At 62.7% G+C, this 24,942-nt stretch carries 22 protein-coding genes; 11 read left to right on the top strand and 11 right to left on the bottom strand.

The window, feature by feature from the left end:
• From HMPREF2785_RS04195 to prpD, 4 genes are all read right to left on the bottom strand, one after another.
• Positions 1-2,943: pyruvate carboxylase (locus tag HMPREF2785_RS04195; RefSeq protein WP_070614310.1), on the bottom strand; the 2,943-nt coding region annotated here is incomplete at its 3' end.
• A gap of 174 nt (positions 2,944-3,117) precedes the next feature.
• Complete coding sequence (locus tag HMPREF2785_RS04190) at positions 3,118-4,263, bottom strand: bifunctional 2-methylcitrate synthase/citrate synthase (protein WP_070422833.1); 1,146 nt, start codon at positions 4,261-4,263, stop codon at positions 3,118-3,120.
• Between the two features lie 42 nt (positions 4,264-4,305).
• Positions 4,306-5,229: a methylisocitrate lyase gene (gene prpB / locus HMPREF2785_RS04185; RefSeq protein ID WP_070422832.1), complete on the bottom strand. Its 924-nt coding sequence runs from the start codon at positions 5,227-5,229 to the stop codon at positions 4,306-4,308.
• Positions 5,229-6,740: a 2-methylcitrate dehydratase PrpD gene (gene prpD, locus HMPREF2785_RS04180; RefSeq protein WP_070570511.1), complete on the bottom strand. Its 1,512-nt coding sequence runs from the start codon at positions 6,738-6,740 to the stop codon at positions 5,229-5,231. The genes prpB and prpD overlap by 1 nt, the downstream gene beginning before the upstream one ends.
• A gap of 166 nt (positions 6,741-6,906) precedes the next feature.
• Here prpD and HMPREF2785_RS04175 point away from each other — a divergent pair, with 166 nt between their 5' ends.
• On the top strand, positions 6,907-8,184 hold the full coding sequence (locus HMPREF2785_RS04175) for a helix-turn-helix domain-containing protein (RefSeq protein WP_070614309.1): 1,278 nt from the start codon (positions 6,907-6,909) through the stop codon (positions 8,182-8,184).
• On the opposite strand, the gene HMPREF2785_RS04170 is transcribed toward HMPREF2785_RS04175, so the two are convergent.
• The 4 genes from HMPREF2785_RS04170 to upp form a co-directional block, all read right to left on the bottom strand.
• On the bottom strand, positions 8,162-9,568 hold the full coding sequence (locus tag HMPREF2785_RS04170) for an NAD(P)H-quinone dehydrogenase (protein ID WP_070614308.1): 1,407 nt from the start codon (positions 9,566-9,568) through the stop codon (positions 8,162-8,164). The two genes, HMPREF2785_RS04175 and HMPREF2785_RS04170, sit on opposite strands and share 23 nt — an antisense overlap.
• A 48-nt stretch (positions 9,569-9,616) precedes the next feature.
• Positions 9,617-10,819 carry an amidohydrolase gene (locus tag HMPREF2785_RS04165; RefSeq protein WP_246821152.1) on the bottom strand — a complete coding sequence of 401 codons (1,203 nt, stop codon included), beginning with the start codon at positions 10,817-10,819 and terminating at the stop codon, positions 9,617-9,619.
• Positions 10,820-10,881: 62 nt separating this feature from the next.
• A complete protein-coding gene (locus tag HMPREF2785_RS04160; RefSeq protein ID WP_070482389.1) occupies positions 10,882-11,370 on the bottom strand; it encodes a helix-turn-helix domain-containing protein in 489 nt (162 codons plus the stop codon).
• 163 nt (positions 11,371-11,533) lie between these two features.
• Complete coding sequence (upp, locus tag HMPREF2785_RS04155; RefSeq protein ID WP_070614321.1) at positions 11,534-12,169, bottom strand: uracil phosphoribosyltransferase; 636 nt, start codon at positions 12,167-12,169, stop codon at positions 11,534-11,536.
• Between the two features lie 74 nt (positions 12,170-12,243).
• On the opposite strand from upp, the gene HMPREF2785_RS04150 reads away from it, so the two are divergent.
• From HMPREF2785_RS04150 to HMPREF2785_RS04130, 5 genes are read left to right on the top strand one after another with little or no spacing between them, the layout of a single operon-like run.
• Complete coding sequence (locus HMPREF2785_RS04150; protein WP_070482391.1) at positions 12,244-12,525, top strand: hypothetical protein; 282 nt, start codon at positions 12,244-12,246, stop codon at positions 12,523-12,525.
• Complete coding sequence (locus tag HMPREF2785_RS11530) at positions 12,522-13,616, top strand: C40 family peptidase (RefSeq protein WP_246821151.1); 1,095 nt, start codon at positions 12,522-12,524, stop codon at positions 13,614-13,616. Before HMPREF2785_RS04150 ends, HMPREF2785_RS11530 begins: the two co-directional genes overlap by 4 nt.
• A 34-nt stretch (positions 13,617-13,650) precedes the next feature.
• Positions 13,651-14,889, top strand: coding sequence for a hypothetical protein (locus tag HMPREF2785_RS04140; protein ID WP_070422825.1), 1,239 nt, complete (start codon positions 13,651-13,653; stop codon positions 14,887-14,889).
• A gap of 25 nt (positions 14,890-14,914) precedes the next feature.
• The gene (locus HMPREF2785_RS04135; protein WP_083279474.1) at positions 14,915-16,039 is read left to right on the top strand and encodes a trimeric intracellular cation channel family protein; all 1,125 of its coding nucleotides are present in this window, start codon (positions 14,915-14,917) and stop codon (positions 16,037-16,039) included.
• Complete coding sequence (locus tag HMPREF2785_RS04130) at positions 16,040-17,311, top strand: D-alanyl-D-alanine carboxypeptidase family protein (RefSeq protein WP_246821149.1); 1,272 nt, start codon at positions 16,040-16,042, stop codon at positions 17,309-17,311.
• Here the strand turns inward: HMPREF2785_RS04130 and HMPREF2785_RS04125 are convergent.
• Positions 17,271-18,365, bottom strand: a complete 1,095-nt coding sequence (locus HMPREF2785_RS04125; RefSeq protein WP_070422824.1) for a YhjD/YihY/BrkB family envelope integrity protein — start codon at positions 18,363-18,365, stop codon at positions 17,271-17,273. The genes HMPREF2785_RS04130 and HMPREF2785_RS04125 overlap by 41 nt on opposite strands.
• A 150-nt stretch (positions 18,366-18,515) precedes the next feature.
• Between HMPREF2785_RS04125 and HMPREF2785_RS04120 the strand changes: the two genes are divergently transcribed.
• A complete protein-coding gene (locus HMPREF2785_RS04120; protein ID WP_070614306.1) occupies positions 18,516-18,875 on the top strand; it encodes a Cd(II)/Pb(II)-sensing metalloregulatory transcriptional regulator CmtR in 360 nt (119 codons plus the stop codon).
• On the top strand, positions 18,872-20,764 hold the full coding sequence (locus HMPREF2785_RS04115; RefSeq protein ID WP_070614305.1) for a heavy metal translocating P-type ATPase: 1,893 nt from the start codon (positions 18,872-18,874) through the stop codon (positions 20,762-20,764). The genes HMPREF2785_RS04120 and HMPREF2785_RS04115 overlap by 4 nt, the downstream gene beginning before the upstream one ends.
• A 38-nt stretch (positions 20,765-20,802) precedes the next feature.
• Here HMPREF2785_RS04115 and trpS read toward each other — a convergent pair whose 3' ends face one another.
• Positions 20,803-21,813 (bottom strand): tryptophan--tRNA ligase, encoded by a 1,011-nt coding sequence (gene trpS / locus HMPREF2785_RS04110; RefSeq protein ID WP_070422821.1) that lies wholly within the window; start codon positions 21,811-21,813, stop codon positions 20,803-20,805.
• Between the two features lie 73 nt (positions 21,814-21,886).
• Between trpS and HMPREF2785_RS11795 the strand changes: the two genes are divergently transcribed.
• Complete coding sequence (locus HMPREF2785_RS11795) at positions 21,887-22,051, top strand: RNA helicase (protein ID WP_141750636.1); 165 nt, start codon at positions 21,887-21,889, stop codon at positions 22,049-22,051.
• Positions 22,052-22,053: 2 nt separating this feature from the next.
• A complete protein-coding gene (locus HMPREF2785_RS04105; protein WP_070422820.1) occupies positions 22,054-22,740 on the top strand; it encodes a type 1 glutamine amidotransferase in 687 nt (228 codons plus the stop codon).
• A gap of 19 nt (positions 22,741-22,759) precedes the next feature.
• On the opposite strand, the gene HMPREF2785_RS04100 is transcribed toward HMPREF2785_RS04105, so the two are convergent.
• The gene (locus tag HMPREF2785_RS04100; RefSeq protein WP_070422877.1) at positions 22,760-23,137 is read right to left on the bottom strand and encodes a holo-ACP synthase AcpS; all 378 of its coding nucleotides are present in this window, start codon (positions 23,135-23,137) and stop codon (positions 22,760-22,762) included.
• Between the two features lie 121 nt (positions 23,138-23,258).
• Here HMPREF2785_RS04100 and HMPREF2785_RS04095 point away from each other — a divergent pair, with 121 nt between their 5' ends.
• Positions 23,259-24,911, top strand: coding sequence for an acyl-CoA carboxylase subunit beta (locus tag HMPREF2785_RS04095; RefSeq protein ID WP_070614304.1), 1,653 nt, complete (start codon positions 23,259-23,261; stop codon positions 24,909-24,911).
• Positions 24,912-24,942 lie beyond the last annotated feature (31 nt).

The following is a 24,942-nucleotide window of genomic DNA, read 5'->3' as shown; positions in this document are numbered from 1 at the left end:
GTACTCGGCGTACTGCTTCGGGAACAGCAGCTGATCCAGCGCCGCACGACGCACACTGTGGTCGTCGGACTGCAGATCCGGCTCGAGCTCGGTCGGCACCTGGACGGTGTGGTCGACCTCGGAACGGTTCTCCAGCGCCTTTTCGCGCAGCAGCGGCCAGCCACCCGGAGGGGTGCCCAGCTCGCCCTGCAGGAAGCCGATGACGGATTCCGGAATGTCGTACTTGCGCGGGTTCTCTGCGAACTCCTGCGGGCTAACGCCCTGGCCGACGAGCTGCAGTGCCAGGTCGCCGACAACCTTGGAGGACGGGGTGACCTTGGTCGGGCGGCCGAGGATCTCGTTTACGCCTGCGTAGTAGTCCTCGATGAGCTCGAAGCGGTCTTCCAGGCCAAGCGCCTTCGCCTGGGTGCGAAGGTTGGAGAGCTGACCGCCCGGAATCTCGTGCTTGTACACACGGCCGGTCGGGCCCGGGATGCCGGACTCGAACGGTGCGTAGACCTGGCGCACGGCTTCCCAGTACGGCTCCATATCGAAGACGGCCTGCAGGTCGATGCCGGTGTCGCGCTCGGTGTTCTCAAACGCCGCGACGAGGGCGGACATCGACGGCTGGGAGGTGGTGCCTGCCAGCGGAGCGGATGCAACGTCGACGATGTCGGCACCGGCGTTGGCAGCCGCAAGGTAGGTCGAGAGCTGACCGCCCGCAGTGTCGTGGGTGTGGACGTGCACCGGCAGGTCGAAGCGCTCACGCAGCGCGGTGACCAGCTTGGCGGCTGCTGCCGGACGCATCAGGCCAGCCATGTCCTTAATCGCCAGGACGTGGGCGCCAGCCTCGACGATCTCCTCGGCGAGCTTCAGGTAGTAGTCCAGCGTGTACAGATCCTCATTCGGATCCATCAGGTTGCCGGAGTACGCCATCGCAACCTCGGCGACGGTGGTGTTGGTTTCCAGCACTGCGTCGATCGCCGGGCGCATCTGGGAGACGTCATTCAGCGCGTCGAAGATTCGGAAGATGTCAATACCGGACGAGGCTGCTTCCTGGACGAACGCCTTGGTCACGTTGTCCGGGTACGGGGTGTAGCCAACAGTGTTGCGGCCACGCAGCAGCATCTGAATGTTGACGTTCGGCATCGCCTCGCGCAGCTCGTCGAGACGCATCCACGGCGACTCGTGGAGGAAGCGCATGCCCACATCGAAGGTAGCGCCGCCCCATGCCTCAACGGAGGTCAACTCCGGGGTCAGGTGACCCACATGCTTCGCGGCAGCCACAAGGGTGTTGGTGCGAATACGGGTTGCCAAAAGTGACTGGTGAGCGTCACGGAACGTGGTCTCGGTGACACCCAGAGCGGTCTGATTGCGGATCTTTTCAGCCCACTTTGTCGGGCCGAGCTCGAGCAGGTCGTTGCGGGAGCCGCGTGGCATTTCGCCGTACTTGAGCTCCGGAAGCTTCTTCGACGGCTGAATGTTCGTCGGACGGGCACCGTTCGGCTGGTTCACCGTCACGGATGCGACGTAGTCGAGGATCTTGCCGGCATCGTCAGCTGCGGCCGGGGCCTCAAGCAGGTGCGGGTGGTCCGCGATGAAGCCGGTGTTGATGCGATCGTTGCGGAACTCGTCCTCACTGAGCAGGGCACGCAGGAAGCCGATGTTCGTGGACAGGCCCGTAATGGAGAACTCGTTCAGGGCGCGCAGGGCACGGTCGACGGCGACCTGGAAGTTGCGGCCACGGCAGGTCATCTTGACCAGCAGGGAGTCGAAGTTCGGGGTGATGGTGGTACCGACGGCCACGGAGCCGTCGAGACGCACGCCTGCACCACCCGGGGAGCGGTAGCCGGTGACTACGCCGGAGTCCGGGCGGAAGCCGTTGGCCGGGTCCTCGGTGGTGATGCGGCACTGCAGGGCTGCGCCGTTGACCTCGATGAGGTCCTGGGTGAGGTGGATGTCCTCCAGCTTCGCGCCGGCGGCGATGTACATCTGGTTCTTTACGATGTCGATGCCGGTGACTTCCTCGGTCACCGTGTGCTCGACCTGCACGCGCGGGTTCATCTCGATGAAGACGTGGTTGCCGGACTCGTCGACAAGGAACTCGACCGTACCTGCGCCCTCGTAGTTGATTTCCTTACAGAACGCCACAGCGTCGGCACAGATCTTCTGGCGCTGCTCTTCCGTGATGTGCTGCGCCGGAGCGATCTCAACAACCTTCTGGTGGCGGCGCTGCACGGAGCAGTCACGCTCAAACAGGTGCACCACGTTGCCGTAAGAGTCAGCCATGATCTGCACCTCAATGTGCTGCGGGCGGATCACGGCGCGCTCGATGTAGACGTTCGGGTCACCGAAGGCTGCCTCAGCCTCGCGGGATGCCTCGGCTGCGAGACGCTCAACGTCCTCGATCTTCTCAATGAAACGCATGCCGCGTCCGCCGCCACCGGCGACAGCCTTCACAAACACCGGGAACTCGAAGTCCTTGGCAAACTCTGCCAGCTCCTTCGGGTCAGCAGACGGCTCAGAGTCCTTCAGCACCGGCAGGCCGGCACGCTCAGCGGCCTGGACAGCGGCGGACTTGTCGCCCGTCAGGTCCAGCGTCTCCGGGGTCGGGCCGATGAACTTAATGCCGTTGTCGCGGCAGGCACGAGCCAGGTCAGCACGCTCGGAGAGGAAGCCGTAGCCCGGGTAGACGGCATCTGCGCCAGTTTGCTTCGCGGCACGGATGATTTCGTCGATGTTCAGGTACGCCTTGACCGGCTGGCCGGCCTCGCCGATCTGGACTGCCTCGTCCGCGAACGGACGGTGGAACGAGTTACGGTCCTCGCGGGGGTAGACCGCGACGGTCTTCGCGCCAGTTTCAAAGGCTGCACGGAAGGCACGAACGGCGATCTCACCGCGGTTAGCTACCAGGATTTTCTTGAATGCTGGCAGGTCATTAAGCGGGAGGTTATCCGGGTTCATTTGGTTCCTTTCCTCAAGGAAAGATCGAAGTCATACTGCAACGGGTAGTTTAGTACAGGTCACACTTTTCTTGGGTCGTTTTCGCCAACGAATGTGACACGTTTGCACCCTAACGCGGGGGTGCAAAAACGCGGGCGCCGCGTTGCGACGACCCGCGTTTCGGGGGTGATCCGCTTACGCCTTGACGTGGCGCTCCTCCGGGCCGTTGTAGGCCGAGAGTGGACGGATCAGGGAGTTGTTCTCAAACTGCTCGATGATGTGAGCGGTCCAGCCGGTAATGCGGGACATCACGAACAGCGGGGTGAAGAACTCGATGTCGAAGCCCAGGATGTAGTAGGCCGGGCCGGACGGGAAGTCCAGGTTCGGACGGATCTTGATCGAGGTGTTGTCATGCATGGTCTTGGCCATGATGTCGTACATCTCGACCCACTTCTGAGCGTCCTTCTCCGGATGCTCCGCAGCGAGCTTCTTAAAGGCGGCTTCCATCGTCGGCACGCGCGAGTCGCCCTTCTTGTACACGCGGTGGCCAAAGCCCATGACGAGCTCCTTGTTCTTGAGCTTGTCCAGGCACCACTGCTCTGCCTTGGCCGGGTCGCCGATTTCGGTCATGTGGTGCATGACGAACTCGTTGGCGCCACCGTGCAGCGGGCCCTTCAGGGCACCGATTGCGCCGGTGATTGCGGACCAGCCGTCGGACATCGTCGAGGCAATCGTGCGGGCCGTGAAGGTGGAAGCGTTGAAGGAGTGCTCGGCGTAGAGGATCATCGTCTTCTCAAACGCCTCGATGTCGGACGGGATGTTGGCCGGGGACTTCTCATCGTCACCGAAAACCATCCAGAGGAAGTTTTCGGAGAAGCCCTTCTCCTTGCTCGGGGCGATGTACTCCTTGCCCTGGCGGCGACGGATGTCGGTTGCGACAATCGTCGGCAGCTTGGCCAGCAGCTTGCGGCCGATGCCACGCAGGTGATCGGAATCCGGGGTGAACTTCTCCGGATCCTCTGCACCCAGGTAGGACACTGCGGTACGCAGCACGTCCATCGGGTGGCAGTCCTTCGGCATGAAGTTGATGATCTGGATCAGTTCTTCATCGATGTCGCGGTTTTCCATGCAGCCACCGCGGAACTCTGCAAACTGCTCCTCGGTCGGCAGTTCACCGTTCCACAGCAGGTATGCCACTTCCTCGAAGGTGCAATGCTCTGCCAGTTCCTGGACCGGGTAGCCGCGGTACAGCAGCGAGTTGGTCTCCGGGTTGACCTTGGACACTGCGGTGTAGTCAGCGACAACGCCGTTGAGGCCCTTACGAATTTCCTGCTCAGTCATGATGATTCACTCCTTCTTGGTGGTGGTGTTGGTGGTGGCGGTCTACTGCTCAAAGGTGGAGCTGTAGGTGTCTTTCGAGTAGGTGAAGACGGATTGGTCGAACTGGTTGTATTCGTCGTAGCGCACCAGTTCGTAGAGGCGGGCGCGGTGCTGCATCTTGTCCAGCCACGGCACCTGGGTGCCGGTTTCTGCGATGTCGCGCAGCATTGCTTCGGTCTGGCCCATGGCGATACGGAAGGTGGTCACCGGCCAGATCACGGCGTTGTAGCCGAGGTTTTCCAGCTGCTGGGCGCTGAGCAGGTCGGTCTTGCCAAACTCGGTCATGTTGGCCAGAAGCGGCGTGTCCACGGCGGCGCGGAACTTGGCAAAGTCTTCCTCCGAGTACAGCGCTTCGGTGAAGATGAGGTCCGCACCTGCGTCGGCGTATGCCTTCGCACGCTCGATGGCCTCGTCGATGCCTTCGATGCCGGCGGCGTCGGTGCGGGCACAGATGACAAAGTCGTCGTCCTGGCGCTCGCGCACCGCTGCGGTGATGCGGCGGATCATCAGGTCGCGTGGCACAACTTCCTTGCCGTCGAGGTGGCCGCAGCGCTTCGGGTTGACCTGGTCTTCCAGGTGGAGGCCAGCCAGGCCTGCCGCTTCAAACTCGGCGACGGTGCGGGCTGCGGACATCGGCTCGCCGAAGCCGGTGTCGGCGTCGATGAGCACCGGCAGGTTGGTGGCGCGGGCGATCTGGCCGCCGCGGTTTGCAACCTCGGAAAGCGTGGTCAGGCCGATGTCCGGCAGGCCCAGGTCGTTGGCTACCACGGCGCCGGAGACGTATACGCCGGAGAAGGATCCGATGTCCTCGATCAGGCGCGCGGTCAGCGGGTTGAAGGCGCCGGGCAGTGTGGTGATTTTTTCGTCGACAAGCGATGCTCGCAGTGCTTTGCGACGCTCGTTCGGGGTTGTGTCAGGCTTGAACATTAGAAGATGCCTCCCGGGATCTCCTCTGCAGCGGCGCGGGTTGCGTCGTTGACGCGGATGTTGAGTTCGGTCAGGTCAGTGAGGTTTTCCAGATCCTGCACGGCGGCGAGGAAGCGATCCTGCTCGTCCTTATCGACGATGCCCTCAGCCAGGGTGCGGAACTTCTGGATGTAGTTCTCACGCTCGAACGGACGAGCACCGTACGGGTGGGCGTCGGCGACAGCCATCTCATCCTCGATGACGGTGCCGTCGTTGAAGGTGATGACAGCCTTGGCGCCGAATGCCTTCTCGTCCGGATCCTGCGAGTGGTAGCGACGGGTCCACTCCGGGTCCTCCACCGTGGACACCTTGTGCCACAGCTCGACGGTCTCCGGACGGTTTGCGCGCTCCGGGGTGTAGGAGTCGACGTGGTGCCAGCCGCCGTCCTCAAGGGCGACAGCGAACATGTACATGATCGAGTGGTCCAGGGTCTCGCGGGATGCCTTCGGATCCATCTTCTGCGGGTCGTTCGCGCCGGTGCCGATGACGTAGTGGGTGTGGTGCGAGGTGTGCAGCACGATGGACTCGATCTCGGCGGTGGTCTTGCCTGCGTCTGCGATGGTCTGCTTCATGCGACGAGCCAGGTCGATCGGAGCCTGTGCCTGGTACTCGGCGGAGTGTTCCTTGGTGTAGGTGTCCAGGATCGCGCGCTTCGGCTCGCCGTCTGCCGGCAGCGGGACGGTGTAGGTGCGCTCCGGGGAGTGCAGCATCCATGCGATGAAGCCGTCTTCGCCTTCCCAGATCGGGGCCGGTGCGCCCTCGCCGCGCATGGCGCGGTCCACCGCTTCGATGGCCATCTTGCCGGCGAACGCCGGGGCGGATGCCTTCCAGGAGGAGATCAGGCCCTTGCGGGACTGGCGGGTTGCGGTGGTGGTGTGCAGCGCCTGGCCGATTGCCTGGTAGATGGTGTCCACGTCCAGGTTGAGCATGGTGCCGATGCCAGCTGCGGCCGAGGGGCCAAGGTGTGCAACGTGGTCGATCTTCCACTCGTGCAGGCAGATGCCCTTGACCAGGTTGACCTGGATTTCATAGCCGGTGGCGATGCCGCGGATCAGCGCCTTACCGTCGAGGCCCTTGTGCTGTGCAACAGCGAGGATCGGCGGGATGTTGTCGCCCGGGTGGGAGTATTCGGCTGCCAGGAAGGTGTCGTGGAAGTCGAGCTCGCGCACGGCGGTGCCGTTTGCGAAAGCGACCCATTCTGCGGAGTAGGTGCCGTCTTCGCCGAAGACGAGTGCACCCTTGTTGTCTGCCGGGTGTGCCTTGGCCATTGCGCGGGCGACGGCGACCGGGCGGCGGTTATAGGAGGCAACAGCGACAGAAGCGTTGTCGATGATGCGGTTGATGATCATTTCGCGGGTATCTTCCGGCACTTCAACCGGGTCGGCCGCGACCTTGGCAATCTTGTAGGCCAGATGCTCTTCAATCGGGAAGTCTTCTGCGGACTTATGGGTACGTACCTCGTGTTGGATCATTCTTCGGCTCCTTCTGGCAATCGAGATGATGATGCACCTCATATTAGGAGCGAAAGTGTGTTGCGCATCATAGTGGAAGTTGCGTATTCTTGCGTCCTGAAACTGACAGACTTGCAAAGTGTTGCAAATCACCAGGCCAAGCGGCTGAGAAGGAGCAAAATCAACGATGGCAAAGCTGTACGCGGGGGGTCAGATCCGCACACTGCGCACCGCTCGCAACCTCACTCAAGCCGATGCGGCGGTCCTCGTCGGTATCTCGCCGAGCTATCTCAACCAGTTGGAAAACGATCAGCGCCCTCTCACGGCGACGGTGTTGTTGCAGTTAACGTCCGCCTTCGGGGTGGATGCTTCCTTCTTCTCCGGCGACGCCGAACGCGAAACCGCAGCCGCCCTTTCGGAACTGCTCCCCGGCATCGCGCAGCACGAGCTGGAGGAATTCGCCCGCCACTTCCCTACCCTTGCGGAGCGTGTCCGAACCATCCCCGAGCGCCTCAACGAGCAAGCCCCCAACCCCTACGAGTACGCACGCAGCTTTTTCCAGGAACACAGCAACTACTTCCACTCCCTGGATTCAGCGGCCGAAACGCTTGCGGAGCATCTTGGTGGCCGCCAGTTGCGCCTGACCCGTCTTGCGTCGGTCCTCGACCGCGACTTCGGCTACACCGTGCGCTTCAACCAGCCTGTGGAGTCGGGTCGCTCCGACATCGACACCACCACCCGCGAAATCCGCCTGCGCTCAGGCTTGAGCGAAGCGCAACAGTGCTTCGAGCTGTCCTACCGCTACAGCAATCTCGCCCACGGCGACGTGATATCAGAGCTCATTGCGCGTATCGACGACACCCCGGCCCGCAACGTCACCACCCACGGCTTAGCCCAGTACTTCGCGGCCGCCGTAACCATGCCCTACTCCGAGATCCTGCAGGCTGCCCACGAGACGCGCTACGACATCGATGTCATCTCGGCCCGCTTCGGCACCGGATTCGAATCCACCTGCCAACGCCTCGGCACACTGCAGCGCCCCGGCGCGCAGGCTGTGCCGTTTGTATTTATGCGCACCGACCGCGCAGGAAATGTGTCCAAGCGCCAGGCCACCACGTCGTTCCGCTTCGCCGTCTCCGGCGATACCTGCCCGCTATGGGTGGTGCACCGTGCGTTTGAAACCCCAAACCGTGTGACCAGGCAGGTCTCCACCACCCCGGACGGGCGCACACAGATGTGGGTTGCACGCATGGTGCAAGGCCCAGCAGTCGGCTTTGGTCAGCCCCGGCGCGAGCACGCCGTAGCGCTCGGCTGCGACGCCGCCTACGCGCCCCAATTGGTGTACGCCGACGGCCTTGATCTGGCCCCGGCGTCAGCTACCCCGATTGGTCCGGGGTGCGCGACGTGTCCGCGCACCCGCTGCCCCCAACGTGCGTTTCCGGCTAGTCCAGATCCGACTTTGTAATCAGGCGGCGAGCCGCCTCGGTAATCGAGCCCGACAGGGACGGGTACACCGCCATCGAATTAGCCAACTGGCTGACGGTGAGGCTGTTGGTCACCGCGATGGTCAGCGACAAGATCAGCTCGGATGCAGTCGGCGCGACGATCACACCGCCGATGACCTGGCCGGAGCCCTTGCGGGCGAAAATCTTCACAAACCCGTACTGCAGGGAACGCATCTTGGCGCGCGGGTTCGTCGACAAGGGCAGCTTGTAGATGTCTGCCTCAACCTTGCCGTCGCGGATCTCCTGCTCGGTGACACCCACGGCAGCGATCTCCGGACGGGTGAACACGGCGTTGCCAACCGTCTTCAGGCGGATCGGGCTGACACCGTCGCCCATCGCGTGGTCAACGGCAGTGCGGCCCTGCTGCGCCGCAACCGACGCCAGCGGCATGAGGTCCGTGCAGTCGCCCGCAGCGTAAATGCCGGCGACGTTAGTGCGCGAGACGCGGTCCACATGAATGTGGCCGGACGGGGTGGTCTCCACCTTTGCGGCCTCAAGGTTCAAATCTGCCGTATTCGGAACAGAACCGATGGACATCATCACGTGCGAACCCTCAATGGCGCGGCCATCAGTGGTGTGCACGACCACAGCGTCACCCGTGTTTTCCACACGCTCCACACGCGCGTCCTTCTCCAACTGCACGCCGCGATCCGCCAGGACCTTCTCCAAGACATCGGCGGCGTCGGCGTCGTCGTGAGGCAAAATGCGATCGCGGGAAGCAACCATGGTCACCTTCACGCCCAGCTCCGCAAACGCAGAGACAAACTCCGCACCAGTCACGCCAGAACCAACCACAATGAGGTGGGTCGGCAGCTCCTGCAGGTCATACATCTGACGCCAGTTCAGGATGCGCTCGCCGTCCGGCTCCGCCCCCTTGAGCACACGCGGGCTCGCACCCGTGCACACAAGCACCATGTCGCAGCTGACGTGCTCAGTCTCACCAGACTCGGTGACAATCTCAATGTCATGCGTAGTGTGACCGACCTGCTTATCAGAGAAGCGCGCACGCCCCTTGACCAGGCGCACGCCCTTGCGCTCAAGCTGCTCGCGGATGTCACTGGACTGCTCCGCCGCCAACTGCTTCACACGCTCATTCAGCGCCAGCAGCGACAGCTTCGCGTCACCCAACGTGTGGTTGAGCCCCATATCGTCCGCGCGGCGCAAGTCCGTCTTAATGTTCGCGCCCGCAATGAAGCTTTTCGACGGCACAACGTCCTTACGGATCGCCGAGCCGCCAGCCCCAGAATCTTCCACCAACGTGATGTCTGCGCCGCGTTTCGACGCGAGCAGCGCGGCCTCGTATCCGCCGGGGCCTCCACCCATGATGACAATCTTCTTGGACAAAACGGCTCTCCTCAAAGTTTCAGACTTGACGTGACAGGTTAAACAACGTCACAGTCTACCCGGAGCCGGAGAAACCTCACCCACCCGGAAGTACTGCTCCACAATCGCACCGAACAAACGAACCCCAACCCCAATCGCCCGCTCATCAACATTCAGGTTCCCCTGGTGCAGATCCTGTGGCTCACCCTCACCGTTCCACGCACCCAAGCGCATCATCGCGCCGGGTACGTGCTCGAGGTACCACGAAAAGTCCTCCCCACCGCTGGATTGCGGGGCGGAGACAACACTGTGCGGGTCCACGGACCGGGCGGCTTGGACGGCCAGGGCGGTGGCGGCGTCGTCGTTAAGCACGGGCGGCACACCGCGGATGTAATCCAGGTGGTACGTGCAACCGGTCGGCGCAACGACAAGGTCGATGAGGTCCGTAATCAAGTCCTCGATCTCACGCCACGTCGTAATATCCGCCGTGCGCAACGTGCCTTCCAAAACACCCACTTTCGGAATCGCATTCGCCGCATCACCCGCATTGACGTGGCCAAACACCAACACAGTGCCTGTGCGCGGATCCACCCGGCGCGACAATAACGCCGGCAACTGAGTAATCAGCGCACCGATTGCGTACACCACATCGGCGGTCAACTGCGGGCGCGACGTATGTCCGCCGGGGCCCTGGACCTCGATACGAATCACGTCAGACGCCGAGGTGATCGCACCGGTGCGCACGCCGATCTCCCCAACACGGATATGCGGCTCGGCATGCACCGCATAAATCGCGGAAACTTTTTCCAACCCGCCCCACTTGACCACGTCCAGCGCGCCGCCGCCCATAACTTCTTCCGCAGGCTGGAAGATCACGCGAACACCCTGCTCAAGCTCGATCGTGGACAACGCACACGCAAGGCCCAGAGCAACCGTCGTATGCACATCATGGCCACACGAGTGCGACACGCCCGGGTTCACCGACGCGAACGGCAAACCGGTTTGCTCCGGCACACGCAGCGCATCGATGTCTGCGCGAAACGCCAAGCGCTTGCCTTCGGTAGGACCAAGGTCCACATACAACCCGGTGCCCGGGAAGCACACCGGCTTCAGACCATGTTCCTCCAGTACGTTGACCAAAAACTTGGTAGTTTCCACTTCCTCGTTGGATAGCTCCGGGTGTGAGTGAATGTGCCGACGCCACCCCACGACCTTGTCCTGGTTTTGATCAAACCAAGCCGCCACGGCTGTAGCGATTCCGGCGTTACTCACGCGTCCTCCCTTAAGGTCGTCCTGTACAGCGGGTACAAGCAAGTGCATATGTTGCACAGAGTCTACGCCGGGGTCGTCGCCACGCTAGAAGCGCACTGCTTTTTCGGTACTGCGTTTTCAGTGCAGTGCTGAATCTGTTCAGCAACGCTAAACACTGGTGTTCCCCTCGGTGCGCCGGGTTGAAGATAGGCGGTGGAAAACCGGGCAGTGTCGTACGGACTGCGGGGCCACTGGAACATGATCGCCTCCACTTTGGCGTCAGGGCCTTGGAGCACGTAGGCATCGTCGACATCATCAAGACTGCCCGGCAACAGCATCGCAGGTGGCACGTGCAGCGCACGAGCGATGCGGTAGAGAGTGCTTAAGGTTGGGTCGGCAGCCCGCTCGTTGTAGTCGTTGCGCTCAATGTTGGACACAAGCGAGCGCGACACTCCAGCGAGTTCCGCAAGGCGCGTTTGGCTCAACCCCCGCATGATGCGCAGCGCGCGAATACGTTCTCCCAAGCCCAGCGCGTAGCTGGCCCAGTGCGAGTCCGGTAGCAATTCCCCCATGACAGCTCTCCCCCTGGCTGTGTCGTTGTGCTGTTGTGCTGTTGTGCCGTTGTGCCGTTGTGCTCACAATGTAGCGCAGCGCAAGTGTGCACGCCACGGTTATTTTCGGTTCCGTGGCGCGTAGACCTTGCGCTGCGCTTGTACTGTGCGCGCGTTATGCGCGTTAGAGGTCGATGTTGCGCGGACCGTAGAGACGATCACCGGCATCGCCCAAGCCAGGCACGATGTAGGCGTCCTCGTTCAGCGACGGATCGATCGTTGCGGTGACCAGGCGGACAGGCCCGCCGTGAGCCTTGAGCGCATCCACGCCCGGCTGTGCACTGACCATGCAGATGCAGGTGATGTCGTCCGCACCGCGGCCAACAAGCAGATCGATGGCGTGGATGAGCGAGCCGCCGGTTGCCAGCATCGGGTCCACCAGGAACACAGGCTGTCCAGACAGTTCGTCGGGCAGTGCTTCGAGGTACGGCACCGGTTCGTGGGTTTTCTCGTCGCGAGCCAAGCCGATGAAGCCCACCTGGGCGTCCGGGATCATCGACAGTGCTGGATCGATCATGCCCAGACCGGCTCGGATGATCGGGACGATGATCGGCGGGGTGGCCAGCCGCGTGCCTTGAGCGACCGCAACTGGGGTTTCGGTGTCGAACTGCTCGACTTTCAAATCACGCGCCGCCTCGTAGATCAGCATTGCGCCGAGGTCGGCCAACGCCGCACGAAAAGCTGCGTTGTCGCTGCGCTTGTCGCGCATAATGGTCAGCCGCGAAGCAGCCAGCGGGTGGTTAATAACCGTGATGTCCATGCCGCCCATGCTAATTCACCGAAGTTTTTTCTCCTACGAGGGAACCGGCGTGGGGTTTTCGCCGTCCAATGTGCATGACTGTCTTTCAATTTGATTCCGCATCCGTGTTTTCCATGACCGATTCTCTACGCAACGACGCAGCCTCGCTGCGCGCCCTCAACCATGTGCCAGTGCCCGATGTGTGGCCATTGAGCGAATTCCACAACGCAGTGTCCACCGCTATCGAGCAAGCGAACAGTGACGCCAATTTGCTTCGCGACGAAGCCCGGCGCATCGCCGCAACCATGGACCTCACCGTTGATGCTGCGTGCGCCGTCGATACCGCCACCTGCCACAAGTTTGGAGCGACACTATGAACCCCACCCTTAGCACCATGCTCGACGCGCTTTCCTCGCTAGGCGGGCCGCCGTCAGTGACAAACAACCGCCACCTGAACTTCTCGTTAGATATCGGTACTGCTGCGGCACAGATTTTGTCCATGGCAGACATCATCGATTTTCCGACCCTTCCGGGCTATCGCATGCCGGACTTCAAGGACTTCGGTCCGCTCGCACAGGTTGCTAACGCGAGCGGAGAAACCAGGCTGCAGGCTGCATCCGACCTGGCGGCCTACCGTGCAGATATCAGTGACGCAGTCCTGCGCGGGTCAGTCCGCGCTTCGGCCGCGGTCGCCGAGCTTGTCTCTATTGCAATCGGTCTCATGCGCAACGCCGCGGCAGCGCCCGCGCTTGCGGCGACACCAATCGGCCCAATTGGTGCAGCGGCGTTTGTCGCGGCACAAGTCTGTCAGGCGCTCGATGCTGCGATGGCGGCTTTGCAGAGCTTGGAGAAGGACCTGGGCACCCTTGCGACGAAACTGGGTGCGTCGACCGCTGCGGCGGCCGCCCGTGTCATGCCGGGTCCGGGCGCGCTCGGTGAGGCAGCGAACGCAGAGTTACAGCGCCTATCGGCCTCGGTGCCATCATCCCCGCGCCAGCTTGTGGCCGCGGCGCTGCCGACTGCACCGAAACCCGCAGCCACGGTCCCCGCGCCTGCTCCGCCTGAGGTCACGCCAATGTCTGCTCCTCCACCGGAGCCCACGCCAGCGCCAGCACAGGGTGGCTCCCCTGTCGGCGCAGCCGCAGTGGCCGCAGCGAAAAGCCAACTCGGCACGCCATATGTCTGGGGAGGGTCGAGCCCCGGCGGCTTCGACTGCTCAGGGCTGACATCTTGGGCCTACAGCCAGGCAGGGATGGAGATTCCTCGCGTTGCGGCCGACCAGACGGTTGGCAGGCAGGTGTCCTACGAGGAACTGCAGCCGGGCGATCTTGTGCTCTGGTCGGGACACGCGGCGATGTACGCGGGCGACGGCATGATGATTGAGGCCGGCGACCCGGTACAGATGAACCCGGTGCGCACCGAGAACATCGGAATGCCGTTCTACGGGTTCTGGCGGCCAACCGGTTAATCTGCTGGCTGTGAGTTGAGTAGACTCTCACCCCATGAGTACCCGCGCGATCCTTCCCGTGAAACTGTCCCTGACCGAGGGCGATTTTTACACCCTGTGGGCCCCAACCTGGAAAGAGAAGGGCACGCAGTGGCAGGCCTTTCTTGGCGACGACCAATCGGTCCTCGCCTTCAACTCCCCCGAGGAGCTTCTGGCCTACCTCAACACCAACCCGTCGCATGACCTGAGTGACCACCCGAAGTGGGAGGCGTTTAACACTCAGGGCGACGACCGCGTCGTGCCGGGTGACAAGCAGTACTACGACATCATTGGCGCCCCGAACTTCCTAGCGGGTCGTCCGAGCCACGAGAACGTCTCGTCGCTGGCACGCGTCTTCCAGGTGTCGCGTTCGCTGGCCGAGGTGGCCAGCGCTGAGCATGCGCAGATCTTCTTCGCCTCCCACTCCATTTTGGGCAACGTCAACCGTGGCGCGGACCACTACGCGGGCGAGAACGGCATGTCTGAATGGTCGGGTGTGGGCCGCGTTGTGCTGACCAATTGGAAGCAGGTTGTGGAGTCGCTGGATGAGGTGGTGCGTGTCGTCGATACGCAAGATCTCGATGCGAACGAGGTTGCCGCAGCAACCACCGCTATTGCTGAAGCACAGGAAGCACGCGCAGCGGCTGAGGAGCAGCGCCGCGCCGACGAGCAGGCACAGGCCGCCGCGCAGGACCCGTACGATTCCTCCGTTTGGGGCCTTGCTGGCATCGACCCGGTGAAGGTTTCCATCCAGGGCCAGAGCGTGTACACGCTGCGCACGTACCTGAACGGCGCGCCGGTGTTCTTGGGTAAGTACGGCGAGATCATCACCTTCCCGTCCACGAAGCACCTCGGCCGCTGGATTTTGGAAAACGACGACCACGACCTCGCAGGCGTGTCCACTTGGCAGGACATCCTCAACGCGGCAAACGCTGGTGATCTCAAGGTGGAGGTTCACCCGGACAACTCCTACTCGTTTAACGGCATCGCCGCCGACATTGCCAAGGGCACCGACGCGGTAGACACCAAGCAGATGGCCAAGGCCTACGAACTGCTCGCGGACGCCGCCGACTGGGCGAAGGACGATTCGCTGAACTCCCTGCTGCTGGCCAACCCGCGCATGCAGGATTACCTGGCGTACATGCTTGGCTCCACCCGCGCCGCCGGTTACGTTCCGTCCGCACCGTTCACCGATAAGGCAGAAGCGTGGACCGAGATGGAAAACCAGCTGATCAAGCGCTTCTCCAAGTTCTAAGACCTGAGGTTTAGAATGGTCGGCTATGGCAGTGGACCAGGTCGACCCCCTCATCAACGCCATCTATCACTGGATGGACATCTCCGGCGTGCTCCTCATGGGTGTCATTGGCGGCACCCTGGCACGCCAACTCGGCTACGACATCGTGGGGTTTTTCTTCATCGCGATGCTTTCCGCACTCGGCGGAGGCATGTTGCGCGACGTGCTGATCAACGAGGGCACCGTCGCAGCAATGAGCCAGCCTGAGTACCTGATCCTTGCGTTTACCGGCGCGTTGATCGCCAGGTTCACCTACTTCAAGGGCCGCGCATGGGAATTTTTGCAATCGCATGGCGACGCGTTGGTCTCCGCATTGTGGGCGTCCACGGGTGCGTCGAAAGCAATCCAGTACGGGCTTCCGGTTGTGCCCACCATCATGATGGGTGTCTTCACCGCGACCGGCGGCGGCATGATCCGCGACGTGGTCACCGGCCAAGAACCGTCAGTGTTTGGCGGTAACCAACCCACCGTGCTGCCGGCAGTGGCGTGTGCAGTGATCACGCTGATCGGCAACGCCACTGGCTACCTCGCCTGGGGCATGATTCTCGGACCTGTTGCCAGTTTCGCCCTGTTCCTGTTCGGCTACTACGGCAACTGGCGCATTTCCACCGACTCGGAGTTCGCTCCGGTAAATACCACTGTGAACGCGACGGCGACGCAGGTAGCCACGCTTGCGCGCAAGGCTGAGAACAAATCACGCGCGGTGGCCCGCGAGTTGGAGCCAACCCGTGTGCGCTCCTGGCGCCACCGCCAGATGGAGAAGGCGTTGCAGCGTCGCATCGATGCGGAGATCCGCAAGGGCAAGCGCCCGGCGCAGGCGATGAGCGATGCGGATGATTTCCTCACCGAGTTCACCACCCAGTTCCCCGCTATTGATGCGGAGATGCTCGCAGAAGCCACGGGAATTGACACCCCTGTTGAAGACGAGGGGCTCCTCGACGGCATCGGCATGGATCTCTCCGGCGATTCCTACGATGACCAGGTAGAACCAGATCCGGAGGAAACTGAGGCGATGCATGCTGACATGCTCGATATCATTCTTTCCGATGAGAAACTTACCGACGAGCTCATCGACCGCCTCGTCACCCGCTACAAACAGAAGGGGTCCTAAATGATCAAGCGCACGTTGGCAGCAGTTCCGGTGGTGTGTTTGAGCATGGGGCTGTGCTTGACAGCGAACGCGCAAGACGCCGAAACCCCCGCCCCAACCGATGCCATCGAGCCGGCCGCCCCCACCACCGGCTACTACGACGACACCGGCAACTGGGTCCCACCCAAGCGCGACAAAGCACCCGATACCGATAACTGCCCGCAGGCAACCTGGCCGCCGGAGCCTGTCTCCACCTCAGAACGGGCCACAAGCACGCCGGACGCGTTGCCGGTGACCTACGACGGGCCGTGTGGGGTCAGCGTCGCCGACGGTTACGAGGTTCCGCAGGACGTGCTCGCATCCGCGTGGCTGGTGGCTGACCTGGATTCCGGCGACGTGGTGGCGATGAAGGATCCGCACGGACGATACCGTCCGGCATCGATCATCAAAGTGCTGTTGGCATTGGCGGCGATCGACGAACTGCCGCTAGACCAGAAAGTGCCGGTATCCGCCGAGTCCGCGGGCCAGGAAGGCTCCGCCGCAGGCATCGGCGAGGGCGGCGACTACACCGTCAACGACCTGCTCCACGGTCTGCTGTTGGCCTCTGGCAACGATTGCGCCCACGCGCTCGCCCAGGCGCTCGGCGGCAACGAGATGACGCTTTTGAAGATCAACGAAATGGCCAAAACACTCGGCATGACCGATACCCGTGCCACCTCGTATTCCGGCCTGGACAGCGCCGGCATGTCCACCTCCGCGTGGGATATGGGCCTGGCGTACAAAGCGGCGTTTGCGAACCCCACGTTCGCGGACATCGTCGCCACCGAGTCCTACACGTTCCCCGGATTCGACGACTTACCAGCCTTTGAGCTGTGGAATGACAACAAGCTCTACCTCAACGACCCTGACGGCATCGGTGGAAAAACCGGCTACACCGACGACGCCAACCACACCTTCGTCGGTGCGGTCAACCACGATGGCCGCCGCCTCGTCGCCGTCGTCCTCGACACCACTGCCCACGAACACCGCGCCTGGGAACAGGCGCAGATGCTGCTGCATGCGGCGTATGGGGTGGACGGTGTCGTCGCAAAGCTAGCGCCCCCAGAGACCAACACCCCTGAAACGACGAAGGCCGCCCCCTCCCCCACGCCCGAAGAGAACTCCGGTATGGAAGAGGAGACGGCCTGGAACCGTTGGTGGTCCTACCTTGTCGTTGCGGGCGTTGTGGCCCTCGCGTTGCTTGCCGCTGTGGTTAGTCTCGCGTCAGCACGGAAGCGAGGCCAACGCCGATAGCGCCAAGCGCGGCGCCGACGCCAAGCGCCTTGCCGGTAGACGCCGACTTATCGGTGTTACGCACCGCACCTGCACGGATGTTGATCACGGCCGGCTCCGGAACCTCCGCCGGGGCTGCGTCCAGGGACTCCTGCGTCGTCGCAGTCCATGCTGCAACGTAGAGCACCACGCGCCAGATCAGGTACAGCACGACCATGAGGGTGATGATCGGGCCGAAGATTGCACCCGCCGGGTTACCGGTAGCGGAAGAGATCACCAGGCCTGCGAACTGCTGCAAGATGGCAAAGATAACCGCGCCGAGCAGCGCACCCTTCAGACCTGATTTCACCGGCACCTTCGTGCGCGGCATGTACATGTTCACCCACAGCATGACCAAGAAGCTGGCCAGCACACTGACCAGGAATCCAACGACCCACACCACGAGGCGCGCGCCCGGGAAATCACCGATGCCGAGGCGCTCCATTGCGGTGCTGGTCCAGCCGGACACGCCAACCGCGGTCACGCCTGCAGCCACCACGAACAGGACAATGAGCACGATCAGGCCCAGCAGGTCCGCCAACTTCTTGGTGACAAAGTTGCCGCCTTCGTTCGCATCCACCTTCCACATTGCGGACACGCCCACGCGCAGGTTGTTCATCCACCCCAGGCCGGACCACAGAGTGGTTAGCAAACCGATACCAGCGACGGCACCGCGCTGATCAATAGCAGCATTGACCAGTTCATTGAGCATGTCGCCCAGATCGCCGTCGACGGAGGAGGTGATCTGGTTTTCAATCTCCTGGATCAGATCCGGCCGCGCACTCAGGAAGAAACCGAGGCCAGCGAAAAGCAGCATGAGCAGCGGAAACAGCGACAGCACCGAGAAGTACGTAATGCCACCGGCAAGCTGGTTACCGCCTTCGGTACCGAAGCGCTCGTTCATCCGCAGCACGTGAGCCGCAGCGGGCGCCTTCTCCTCTACTTTCGCCTCTAGGCCTTCTTGCTGTTGCTTCGAGGCGCGCTCGATTCCTTGTTCGTCGGTGTACGCCTTACGCGGCGATGTCGAGGTTGCCATCGACGGACGTCCCTTCTAAACGGATGTGCTTTACCGAACACATCGTAGAGGAGCCTGCGAAACGGCGTAGCGGGGGCGTTGCCCGGTGCGGGGTGGCGGCAGGCTCCTCTCATTTCAGGTCAGTTCAGTACATACTGTATAGTTCAGCACATGCTGACCATTGCTTCACGCCTCGACGTCATGAACCGGCTCGGCCGGGCCATGGCGGATCCGACGCGTTCCAGAATCCTGATGACACTACTCGACGGCCCGAGCTACCCGGCCGTGCTTTCGCACGACTTAGACCTGACCCGCTCAAACGTCTCGAACCATCTGACCTGCTTGCGTGACTGCGGCATCGTCGTCGCCGAGCCGGAAGGCCGCAAGACCCGCTACGAAATCGCCGATCCGCATCTCGCAGCAGCGCTCAACGCGCTGGTCAACGCGACGCTGGCTGTCGACGAAAACGCCCCATGCATCGACTCTGAGTGCTCGGTCCCCGGCTGCGGCGAGAAGGGAGCGGACGCATGAGTTCAGCGTGTGGATGCGAACACAAACCCGCCGCGGAGGTCGAAGAGCTCGATCGGCCATGGTGGAAGGATCCCGAGTTGCTGCTACCGATCTTCTCCGGCATAGCCCTCTTCATAGGTCTGGCGCTGGACTGGTCCGACTTGGAGACACCCGCGACAGTACTGTTCTGGGTCGGCCTGCTGTTGGGCGCTTACACGTTCGCACCCGGCGCGATCCGGAACCTTGTCACGAAGCGCAAGCTCGGCATTGGCTTGCTGATGACGATCAGTGCGGTCGGCGCGGTGATCCTCGGTTACGTCGGAGAGGCCGCGGCGCTAGCGTTCCTGTACTCGATCGCCGAGGCACTGGAAGACAAGGCGATGGACCGGGCCCAGAGCGGACTGCGGGCACTGTTGAAGTTGGTACCGCAGACCGCGACGGTGCTGCGCGACGGCACGGCGGTCGAGGTCGCAGCGAAGGACCTCGTGGTTGGCGAGCTAATGCTCGTGCGCCCCGGGGAACGAATCGCCACGGACGGCATCATTCGTTCCGGACGATCCAGCCTTGACACCTCAGCGATCACCGGAGAATCCATTCCGGAGGAGGTCGCACCCGGCGACGAGGTACCCGCGGGAGCAATCAACTCCGCCGGTGTGCTGGAGATCGAGACGACCGCAGCTGGAACGGACAACTCGCTGACCACCCTCGTCGACCTGGTCGAGCAGGCACAGGCGGAAAAGGGCGACCGCGCCCGGATCGCCGACCGGATCGCCCAACCCCTAGTGCCCGGGGTGATGATCCTGGCGGTGCTGGTCGGTGTGATTGGCTCGCTGCTGGGCGACCCCGAGACGTGGATCACCCGTGCGTTGGTGGTTCTGGTCGCAGCCTCGCCGTGCGCGCTGGCAATCTCCGTGCCGCTGACGGTCGTGGCCGCGATCGGCGCGGCCAGTCAGTTCGGAGTGGTCATCAAGTCCGGCGCGGCGTTCGAGCGGCTCGGCGGCATCCGTCACCTGGCGGTGGACAAGACCGGAACCCTTACCCGCAACCAGCCCGAGGTTACCGGCGTGGTCCCGGCGGACGGATTCGATCGGGCGCAGGTGCTTGCTTTCGCGGCGGCAGTTGAGCAGCAATCGACGCACCCCCTCGCCGCGGCGATCGCGGCAGCGGCGCCCGAAGCGCCCACCGCCTCGGACATCAGCGAGGAAGCCGGGCATGGCATCGGCGGCACCGTCGAAGGCCGACGAGTGCTGGTGGGCAGCCCCCGGTGGATCGACGCCGGGCCATTGAAGGCAGACGTTGAGCGCATGGAGTCCGAGGGCCAGACCTGCGTCCTGGTCACCGTCGATGACACCCTCGCCGGGGCGATCGGTGTCCGCGACGAGCTGCGTCCCGAGGTTCCCGAAGCCGTGCAGACCCTGCACGCCAACGACGTGGAAGTGAGCATGCTCACCGGCGACAACACTCGCACCGCCCGGGCGCTGGCTGAAATCGCCGGAATCGACGACGTGCGCGCCGAGCTGCGACCGGAGGACAAGGCAAACATCGTCGCCGAACTCTCCTCCAAGACGCCGACGGCGATGATCGGCGACGGCATCAACGACGCGCCGGCACTGGCAGGCGCGACGGTGGGCATTGCGATGGGAGCGACCGGCTCTGACGCCGCGATCGAGTCCGCTGACGTCGCCTTCACCGGCCACGACCTCCGGCTGATCCCGCAGGCTCTGCAGCACGCCCGCCGAGGCAGCAGGATCATCAACCAAAACATCGTGCTGTCTCTGGCCATCATCATCGTGTTGATGCCGCTGGCGATCACCGGCGTGCTGGGCCTAGCCGCCGTGGTGTTGGTTCACGAGGTCGCCGAAGTCATCGTGATCTTGAACGGCCTGCGGGCCGCACGAGCGAAGCGCTGAGGCTACGCCGGAAACGGACCTGGCTCCGCCGCTAGCCCTTAGCGCTTCGGCGCTAAGAACCCAACCTTCTCGTACACGTCCTTCAGCAGCGGCGATGCCACCTCGCGGGCGCGCTCGGCACCGCGGGCGAGGATGGCTTCGAGTTCGGCACGATCCGACATGAGTTCGTCGTAACGCGCGCGCAGCGGCGTGGTGAACGCCTCGAGCGCATCCGCCGTATCCACCTTCAGCGCGCCGTAGCCTTGGCCTTCGTAGCCGGCGACGATGTCGTCGATAGGCTTGCCTGTCAGCGCCGACTGAATCACCAGCAGATTGGACACGCCCGGCTTGTTTTCCTTGTCGTAGGCAATCACGCCATCGTTGTCAGTCACGGCGGAGCGGATGCGCTTGGCGGAGGTCTTCGGCTCGTCCAGAAGATTCACAATGCCCTTCGGGTTCGCACCCGACTTGGACATCTTCGACGTCGGATCCTGCAGGTCGTAGATCTTCGCCGCACCCTCCACGATCATGCCCTCCGGCACCGTGAACGTCTTGCCGTAGCGGGAGTTAAACCGCTCCGCCAGCGTACGCGTGAGCTCCAAGTGCTGACGCTGATCCTCACCCACCGGCACCAACTGCGGCGAGTACAGCAAAATATCCGCAGCCATCAGCACTGGGTAGGTAAACAGACCAACCGACGTGCGGTCCTGGCCCTGCTTGGCCGACTTGTCCTTGAACTGCGTCATGCGGCTGGCCTCACCAAAACCAGTCAGGCACTGCAGTACCCAAGTCAGCTCGGCGTGCTCCGGCACGTGGGACTGCACAAACAGGGTGGAACGCTCCGGGTCAATACCCAGCGCAATCAACTGCGCACAGCCCGCAAGCGTGCGGTGACGCAGCTCTTCCGGGTCCTGGTCCACCGTGATCGCGTGCAGATCCGGGATGAAGTAGAACGCCTCGTAGCCGTCCTGCAGGTCAATCCACTGTTTCAGGGCACCCAGGTAGTTTCCCAGGTGGTAAGAGTCGGCGGTGGGCTGGATTCCGGAAAGCACGCGTTGCATGCACCACATATTAACCCGATGCGCATTCGAGGGAACCGGGGGTTGTTTACTCGCTACGATGAAGCCCACGAAAGGAGCAGCGATGACTATGAGTAACCGCCCTGAGACAGCTCAGGATGTTAAGGGAGAACGTCCGCCCCGTGGCCAGATTGCTTTCGCAAAGCTGATCCTCAAGAGAGAGCGCGAGGGCAAAGGCAAGATCCGTGTCACTGATGAAATGCGTCGCGTCGCTTCTTTTGACCTCTGACCATGCGCATCACTGTTCTCCAGCCCGACCCGATCAGCCCGCTCCAGCGCCTCGGTCCATGGCTCGAACGCGCCGGCGCTGAGCTCGATGTCGTCGATCTCAACCAAACGCCACCGCGTATCGACGACACCACCTCCGCCCTCATCCTCCTCGGCGGTCGCACCAACGCCCTGGACACCGAGGCCGCACCTTGGCTGCCCGCCGTCCACGACCTCCTTCGCGCAGCTCATTCGTCAGGCATGCCGGTTCTGGGTATCTGCCTTGGCCACCAGATCATCGCCGACTGCTTCGGGGGCGAAGTTTCCGTCGGCTTAGCCAGTCAGGACGAAGAGGGCGCCGCACGAGTGTCGCTGACCGAAGCTGGTCTTGCCGATCCTCTTTTCGGCGCCCTCGATCCCGAATTGGTTGTGGTCGAATCCCACCACGATGCAGTGGTGTCGCTCCCGCCCGGCGCGCAACTGCTCGCCTCGAGTGCCCGCTGCCCCATCCAGGCGATGCGTCTCGGTTCCATCGTCTCGGTGCAGTTCCACCCCGAATGCTCCCCCGATGTTGCAGGTCAGTGGGCCGCGCGCAGCGGTTATGACGCTGCCGCCGTCACCCAGGAGCTTTCGCTTCACGACGACCACCTCACCCACACCGGCCGCACCCTTGCAGCCGGCTTCGTCCGTGCCGCCCAGGCGTGGCGGTAAGCCTTCCGGCCAAGCACCCCTAGTCCACGATCACAGTGGCAATCGCATAGTCGCCGTCGTGGCTCAGGGAGACGCTTTGGACGTGGGGGCCTAACCGTGCGACCTCACCGTGCAACTGGACCACAGGTCGCCCGAATGCGTCGTTGACTACTTCTATCTCGGCGAAGTTGAGCTCGTCCGGGGTGATAAGCGGGGGCTGGCCGATGATCGTTTGGGACCAGGCTTTGATGTAAGCCTCCTTTACCGCCCAGCGTCCGGCGAGCGATGCAGCACGATTCGGTTTCGTGTTGCACGTGCGTATCTCGCGGTCGGTGAACACAGAACCGAAGGTAGAACCTGGGAATTCCATTTGTTGGGCGAACGAGGAAACGTCCACGAGGTCGATGCCGATATGCATGGTCAAAGCCTAGTTTCTTGAATGTCCATCGGGGGTTGGCGTTCGTAATAGAACCTGCTGTGTGGCTGGGAATTTACCTACCGACTAGTAACTTACGGATTCGTAGGTTTAGAATGCCAGCATGCCAAATACGTTTACAGGTGTACATCAGACTGAAAAGGCAGCGGTTCCGGCGACAACCCCGGCACCGGCGACCACAGCCCAAAAACACGATGACCTCGTGCAACGACGCACCGAAGCGGCCGAGCCGATGGGATCAAAACCACTGGAGAAGGTCCGCGCAGCAGGCAGACTGACCGCACGTGAGCGCTTGGACTACCTCCTGGACGAGGGCTCGTTTGTGGAGTTCGACCAGCACGCCCGCCACCGCACCCATGACTTCGGGATGCAGGCGAAGCGGCCGGCAACGGATGGCATTGTCACCGGATTCGGCACGATCGACGGACGCGAGGTCTGCATCTTTTCCCAGGACGGCACCGTCTTCGGTGGCGCGTTGGGTGAGGTCTACGGCGAGAAGATGACCAAGATTCAGCGCCTTGCCGTCACCACCGGTCGTCCACTGATCGGCCTCTACGAAGGTGCAGGCGCCCGCATCCAGGACGGTGCGGTATCGCTGGACTGGATCGCGCGGACCTTCCTGCACAACATCGAAGCCTCCGGCGTGGTCCCGCAGATCTCCGTGATCATGGGCGCTTGCGCCGGCGGTAACGCCTACTCCCCCGCGCTGACCGACTTTGTGGTCATGGTGGATGAGACCTCGAAGATGTTCGTCACCGGCCCGGATGTGATCAAGACGGTCACGGGTGAGGAGATCTCGCAGGAGGAGCTCGGCGGCGCCTGGATCCACATGCAGCAGGGCGGCAACTGCCACTACGTTGCGGAATCCGACGAGGATGCGCTCGACTGGGTGGCTGACTTGCTCGAGTACTTGCCGTCGAACAACCGCCAGAAGTCGGCGCCGCGCCCGGCAATCCCAACCGATGCAGAGGCAGACGCCACCGATGCTGCCGCGCTGGATTCACTGATCCCAGACTCGCCGAACACCCCTTATGAGGTCCGCGACGTGATTGCGCATATCGCGGACGACGGCGAGTTCCTGGAGGTCATGGAGCAGCGCGCTGAAAACGTCGTCACTGCGTTTGGTCGGATTGAGGACCAGCCGGTGGGCTTCGTCGCTAATCAGCCCATGGTGCTCGCAGGTTGCTTGGACATTGACTCGGCGGAAAAGGCCGCGCGCTTCATCCGCACCTGCGACAGCTTCAACATCCCAATTGTCATGCTGGTGGACGTTCCCGGCTTCTTGCCCGGCGCGAACCAGGAACACAGCGGCATTCTGCGCCGCGGCGCGAAGCTGCTGTACGCCTACGGCGAGGCAACCGTGCCGAAGGTGACCGTGACCATGCGCAAGGCGTACGGCGGCGCGTATTGCGTGATGGGTTCGAAGGGCCTCGGCGCCGATGTGAACTTGGCCTGGCCGACCGCGCAGATCGCGGTGATGGGTGCGTCTGGCGCAGTCGGCTTTATCAACCGCAAAGACATTGCCAACGCCCGCGACTCCGGTGTGAGCGACGAGGAGCTCCGCGAACTGATTGCGAAGTACGAGCGCGACTACGAAGACGAGATGCTCAACCCGTACAAGGCCGCTGAGCGCGGTCTGATCGATTCGGTCATCCTCCCAAGCGAAACCCCTGCGGTTCTCGCAGCGCAACTGCGTTTCTTCCGTGACAAGACCGTGGCGCGTCCGATGCGCAAGCACGGCAATATCCCGCTCTAATCCCGCTCCGATTCAAGGACCACAAAGGACC

Origin of the sequence: Corynebacterium sp. HMSC067D03, assembly GCF_001811185.1 — a bacterium.
GTDB classification, from domain to species: domain Bacteria; phylum Actinomycetota; class Actinomycetes; order Mycobacteriales; family Mycobacteriaceae; genus Corynebacterium; species Corynebacterium coyleae.
This window is presented reverse-complemented; position numbering and strand designations above follow the sequence as displayed.

What these genes read in the sequence shown, in the direction of transcription:
- HMPREF2785_RS04190 (WP_070422833.1), bottom strand. Translation starts at nt 4,263, where the DNA reads ATGACTGAGCAGGAAATTCGTAAGGGCCTCAACGGCGTTGTCGCTGAC.
- prpB (WP_070422832.1), bottom strand. Translation starts at nt 5,229, where the DNA reads ATGTTCAAGCCTGACACAACCCCGAACGAGCGTCGCAAAGCACTGCGA.
- prpD (WP_070570511.1), bottom strand. Translation starts at nt 6,740, where the DNA reads ATGATCCAACACGAGGTACGTACCCATAAGTCCGCAGAAGACTTCCCG.
- HMPREF2785_RS04175 (WP_070614309.1), top strand. Translation starts at nt 6,907, where the DNA reads ATGGCAAAGCTGTACGCGGGGGGTCAGATCCGCACACTGCGCACCGCT.
- HMPREF2785_RS04160 (WP_070482389.1), bottom strand. Translation starts at nt 11,370, where the DNA reads ATGGGGGAATTGCTACCGGACTCGCACTGGGCCAGCTACGCGCTGGGC.
- upp (WP_070614321.1), bottom strand. Translation starts at nt 12,169, where the DNA reads ATGGACATCACGGTTATTAACCACCCGCTGGCTGCTTCGCGGCTGACC.
- HMPREF2785_RS04150 (WP_070482391.1), top strand. Translation starts at nt 12,244, where the DNA reads ATGACTGTCTTTCAATTTGATTCCGCATCCGTGTTTTCCATGACCGAT.
- HMPREF2785_RS11530 (WP_246821151.1), top strand. Translation starts at nt 12,522, where the DNA reads ATGAACCCCACCCTTAGCACCATGCTCGACGCGCTTTCCTCGCTAGGC.
- HMPREF2785_RS04140 (WP_070422825.1), top strand. Translation starts at nt 13,651, where the DNA reads ATGAGTACCCGCGCGATCCTTCCCGTGAAACTGTCCCTGACCGAGGGC.
- HMPREF2785_RS04135 (WP_083279474.1), top strand. Translation starts at nt 14,915, where the DNA reads ATGGCAGTGGACCAGGTCGACCCCCTCATCAACGCCATCTATCACTGG.
- HMPREF2785_RS04130 (WP_246821149.1), top strand. Translation starts at nt 16,040, where the DNA reads ATGATCAAGCGCACGTTGGCAGCAGTTCCGGTGGTGTGTTTGAGCATG.
- HMPREF2785_RS04125 (WP_070422824.1), bottom strand. Translation starts at nt 18,365, where the DNA reads ATGGCAACCTCGACATCGCCGCGTAAGGCGTACACCGACGAACAAGGA.
- HMPREF2785_RS04120 (WP_070614306.1), top strand. Translation starts at nt 18,516, where the DNA reads ATGCTGACCATTGCTTCACGCCTCGACGTCATGAACCGGCTCGGCCGG.
- HMPREF2785_RS04115 (WP_070614305.1), top strand. Translation starts at nt 18,872, where the DNA reads ATGAGTTCAGCGTGTGGATGCGAACACAAACCCGCCGCGGAGGTCGAA.
- trpS (WP_070422821.1), bottom strand. Translation starts at nt 21,813, where the DNA reads ATGTGGTGCATGCAACGCGTGCTTTCCGGAATCCAGCCCACCGCCGAC.
- HMPREF2785_RS11795 (WP_141750636.1), top strand. Translation starts at nt 21,887, where the DNA reads ATGACTATGAGTAACCGCCCTGAGACAGCTCAGGATGTTAAGGGAGAA.
- HMPREF2785_RS04105 (WP_070422820.1), top strand. Translation starts at nt 22,054, where the DNA reads ATGCGCATCACTGTTCTCCAGCCCGACCCGATCAGCCCGCTCCAGCGC.
- HMPREF2785_RS04100 (WP_070422877.1), bottom strand. Translation starts at nt 23,137, where the DNA reads ATGCATATCGGCATCGACCTCGTGGACGTTTCCTCGTTCGCCCAACAA.
- HMPREF2785_RS04095 (WP_070614304.1), top strand. Translation starts at nt 23,259, where the DNA reads ATGCCAAATACGTTTACAGGTGTACATCAGACTGAAAAGGCAGCGGTT.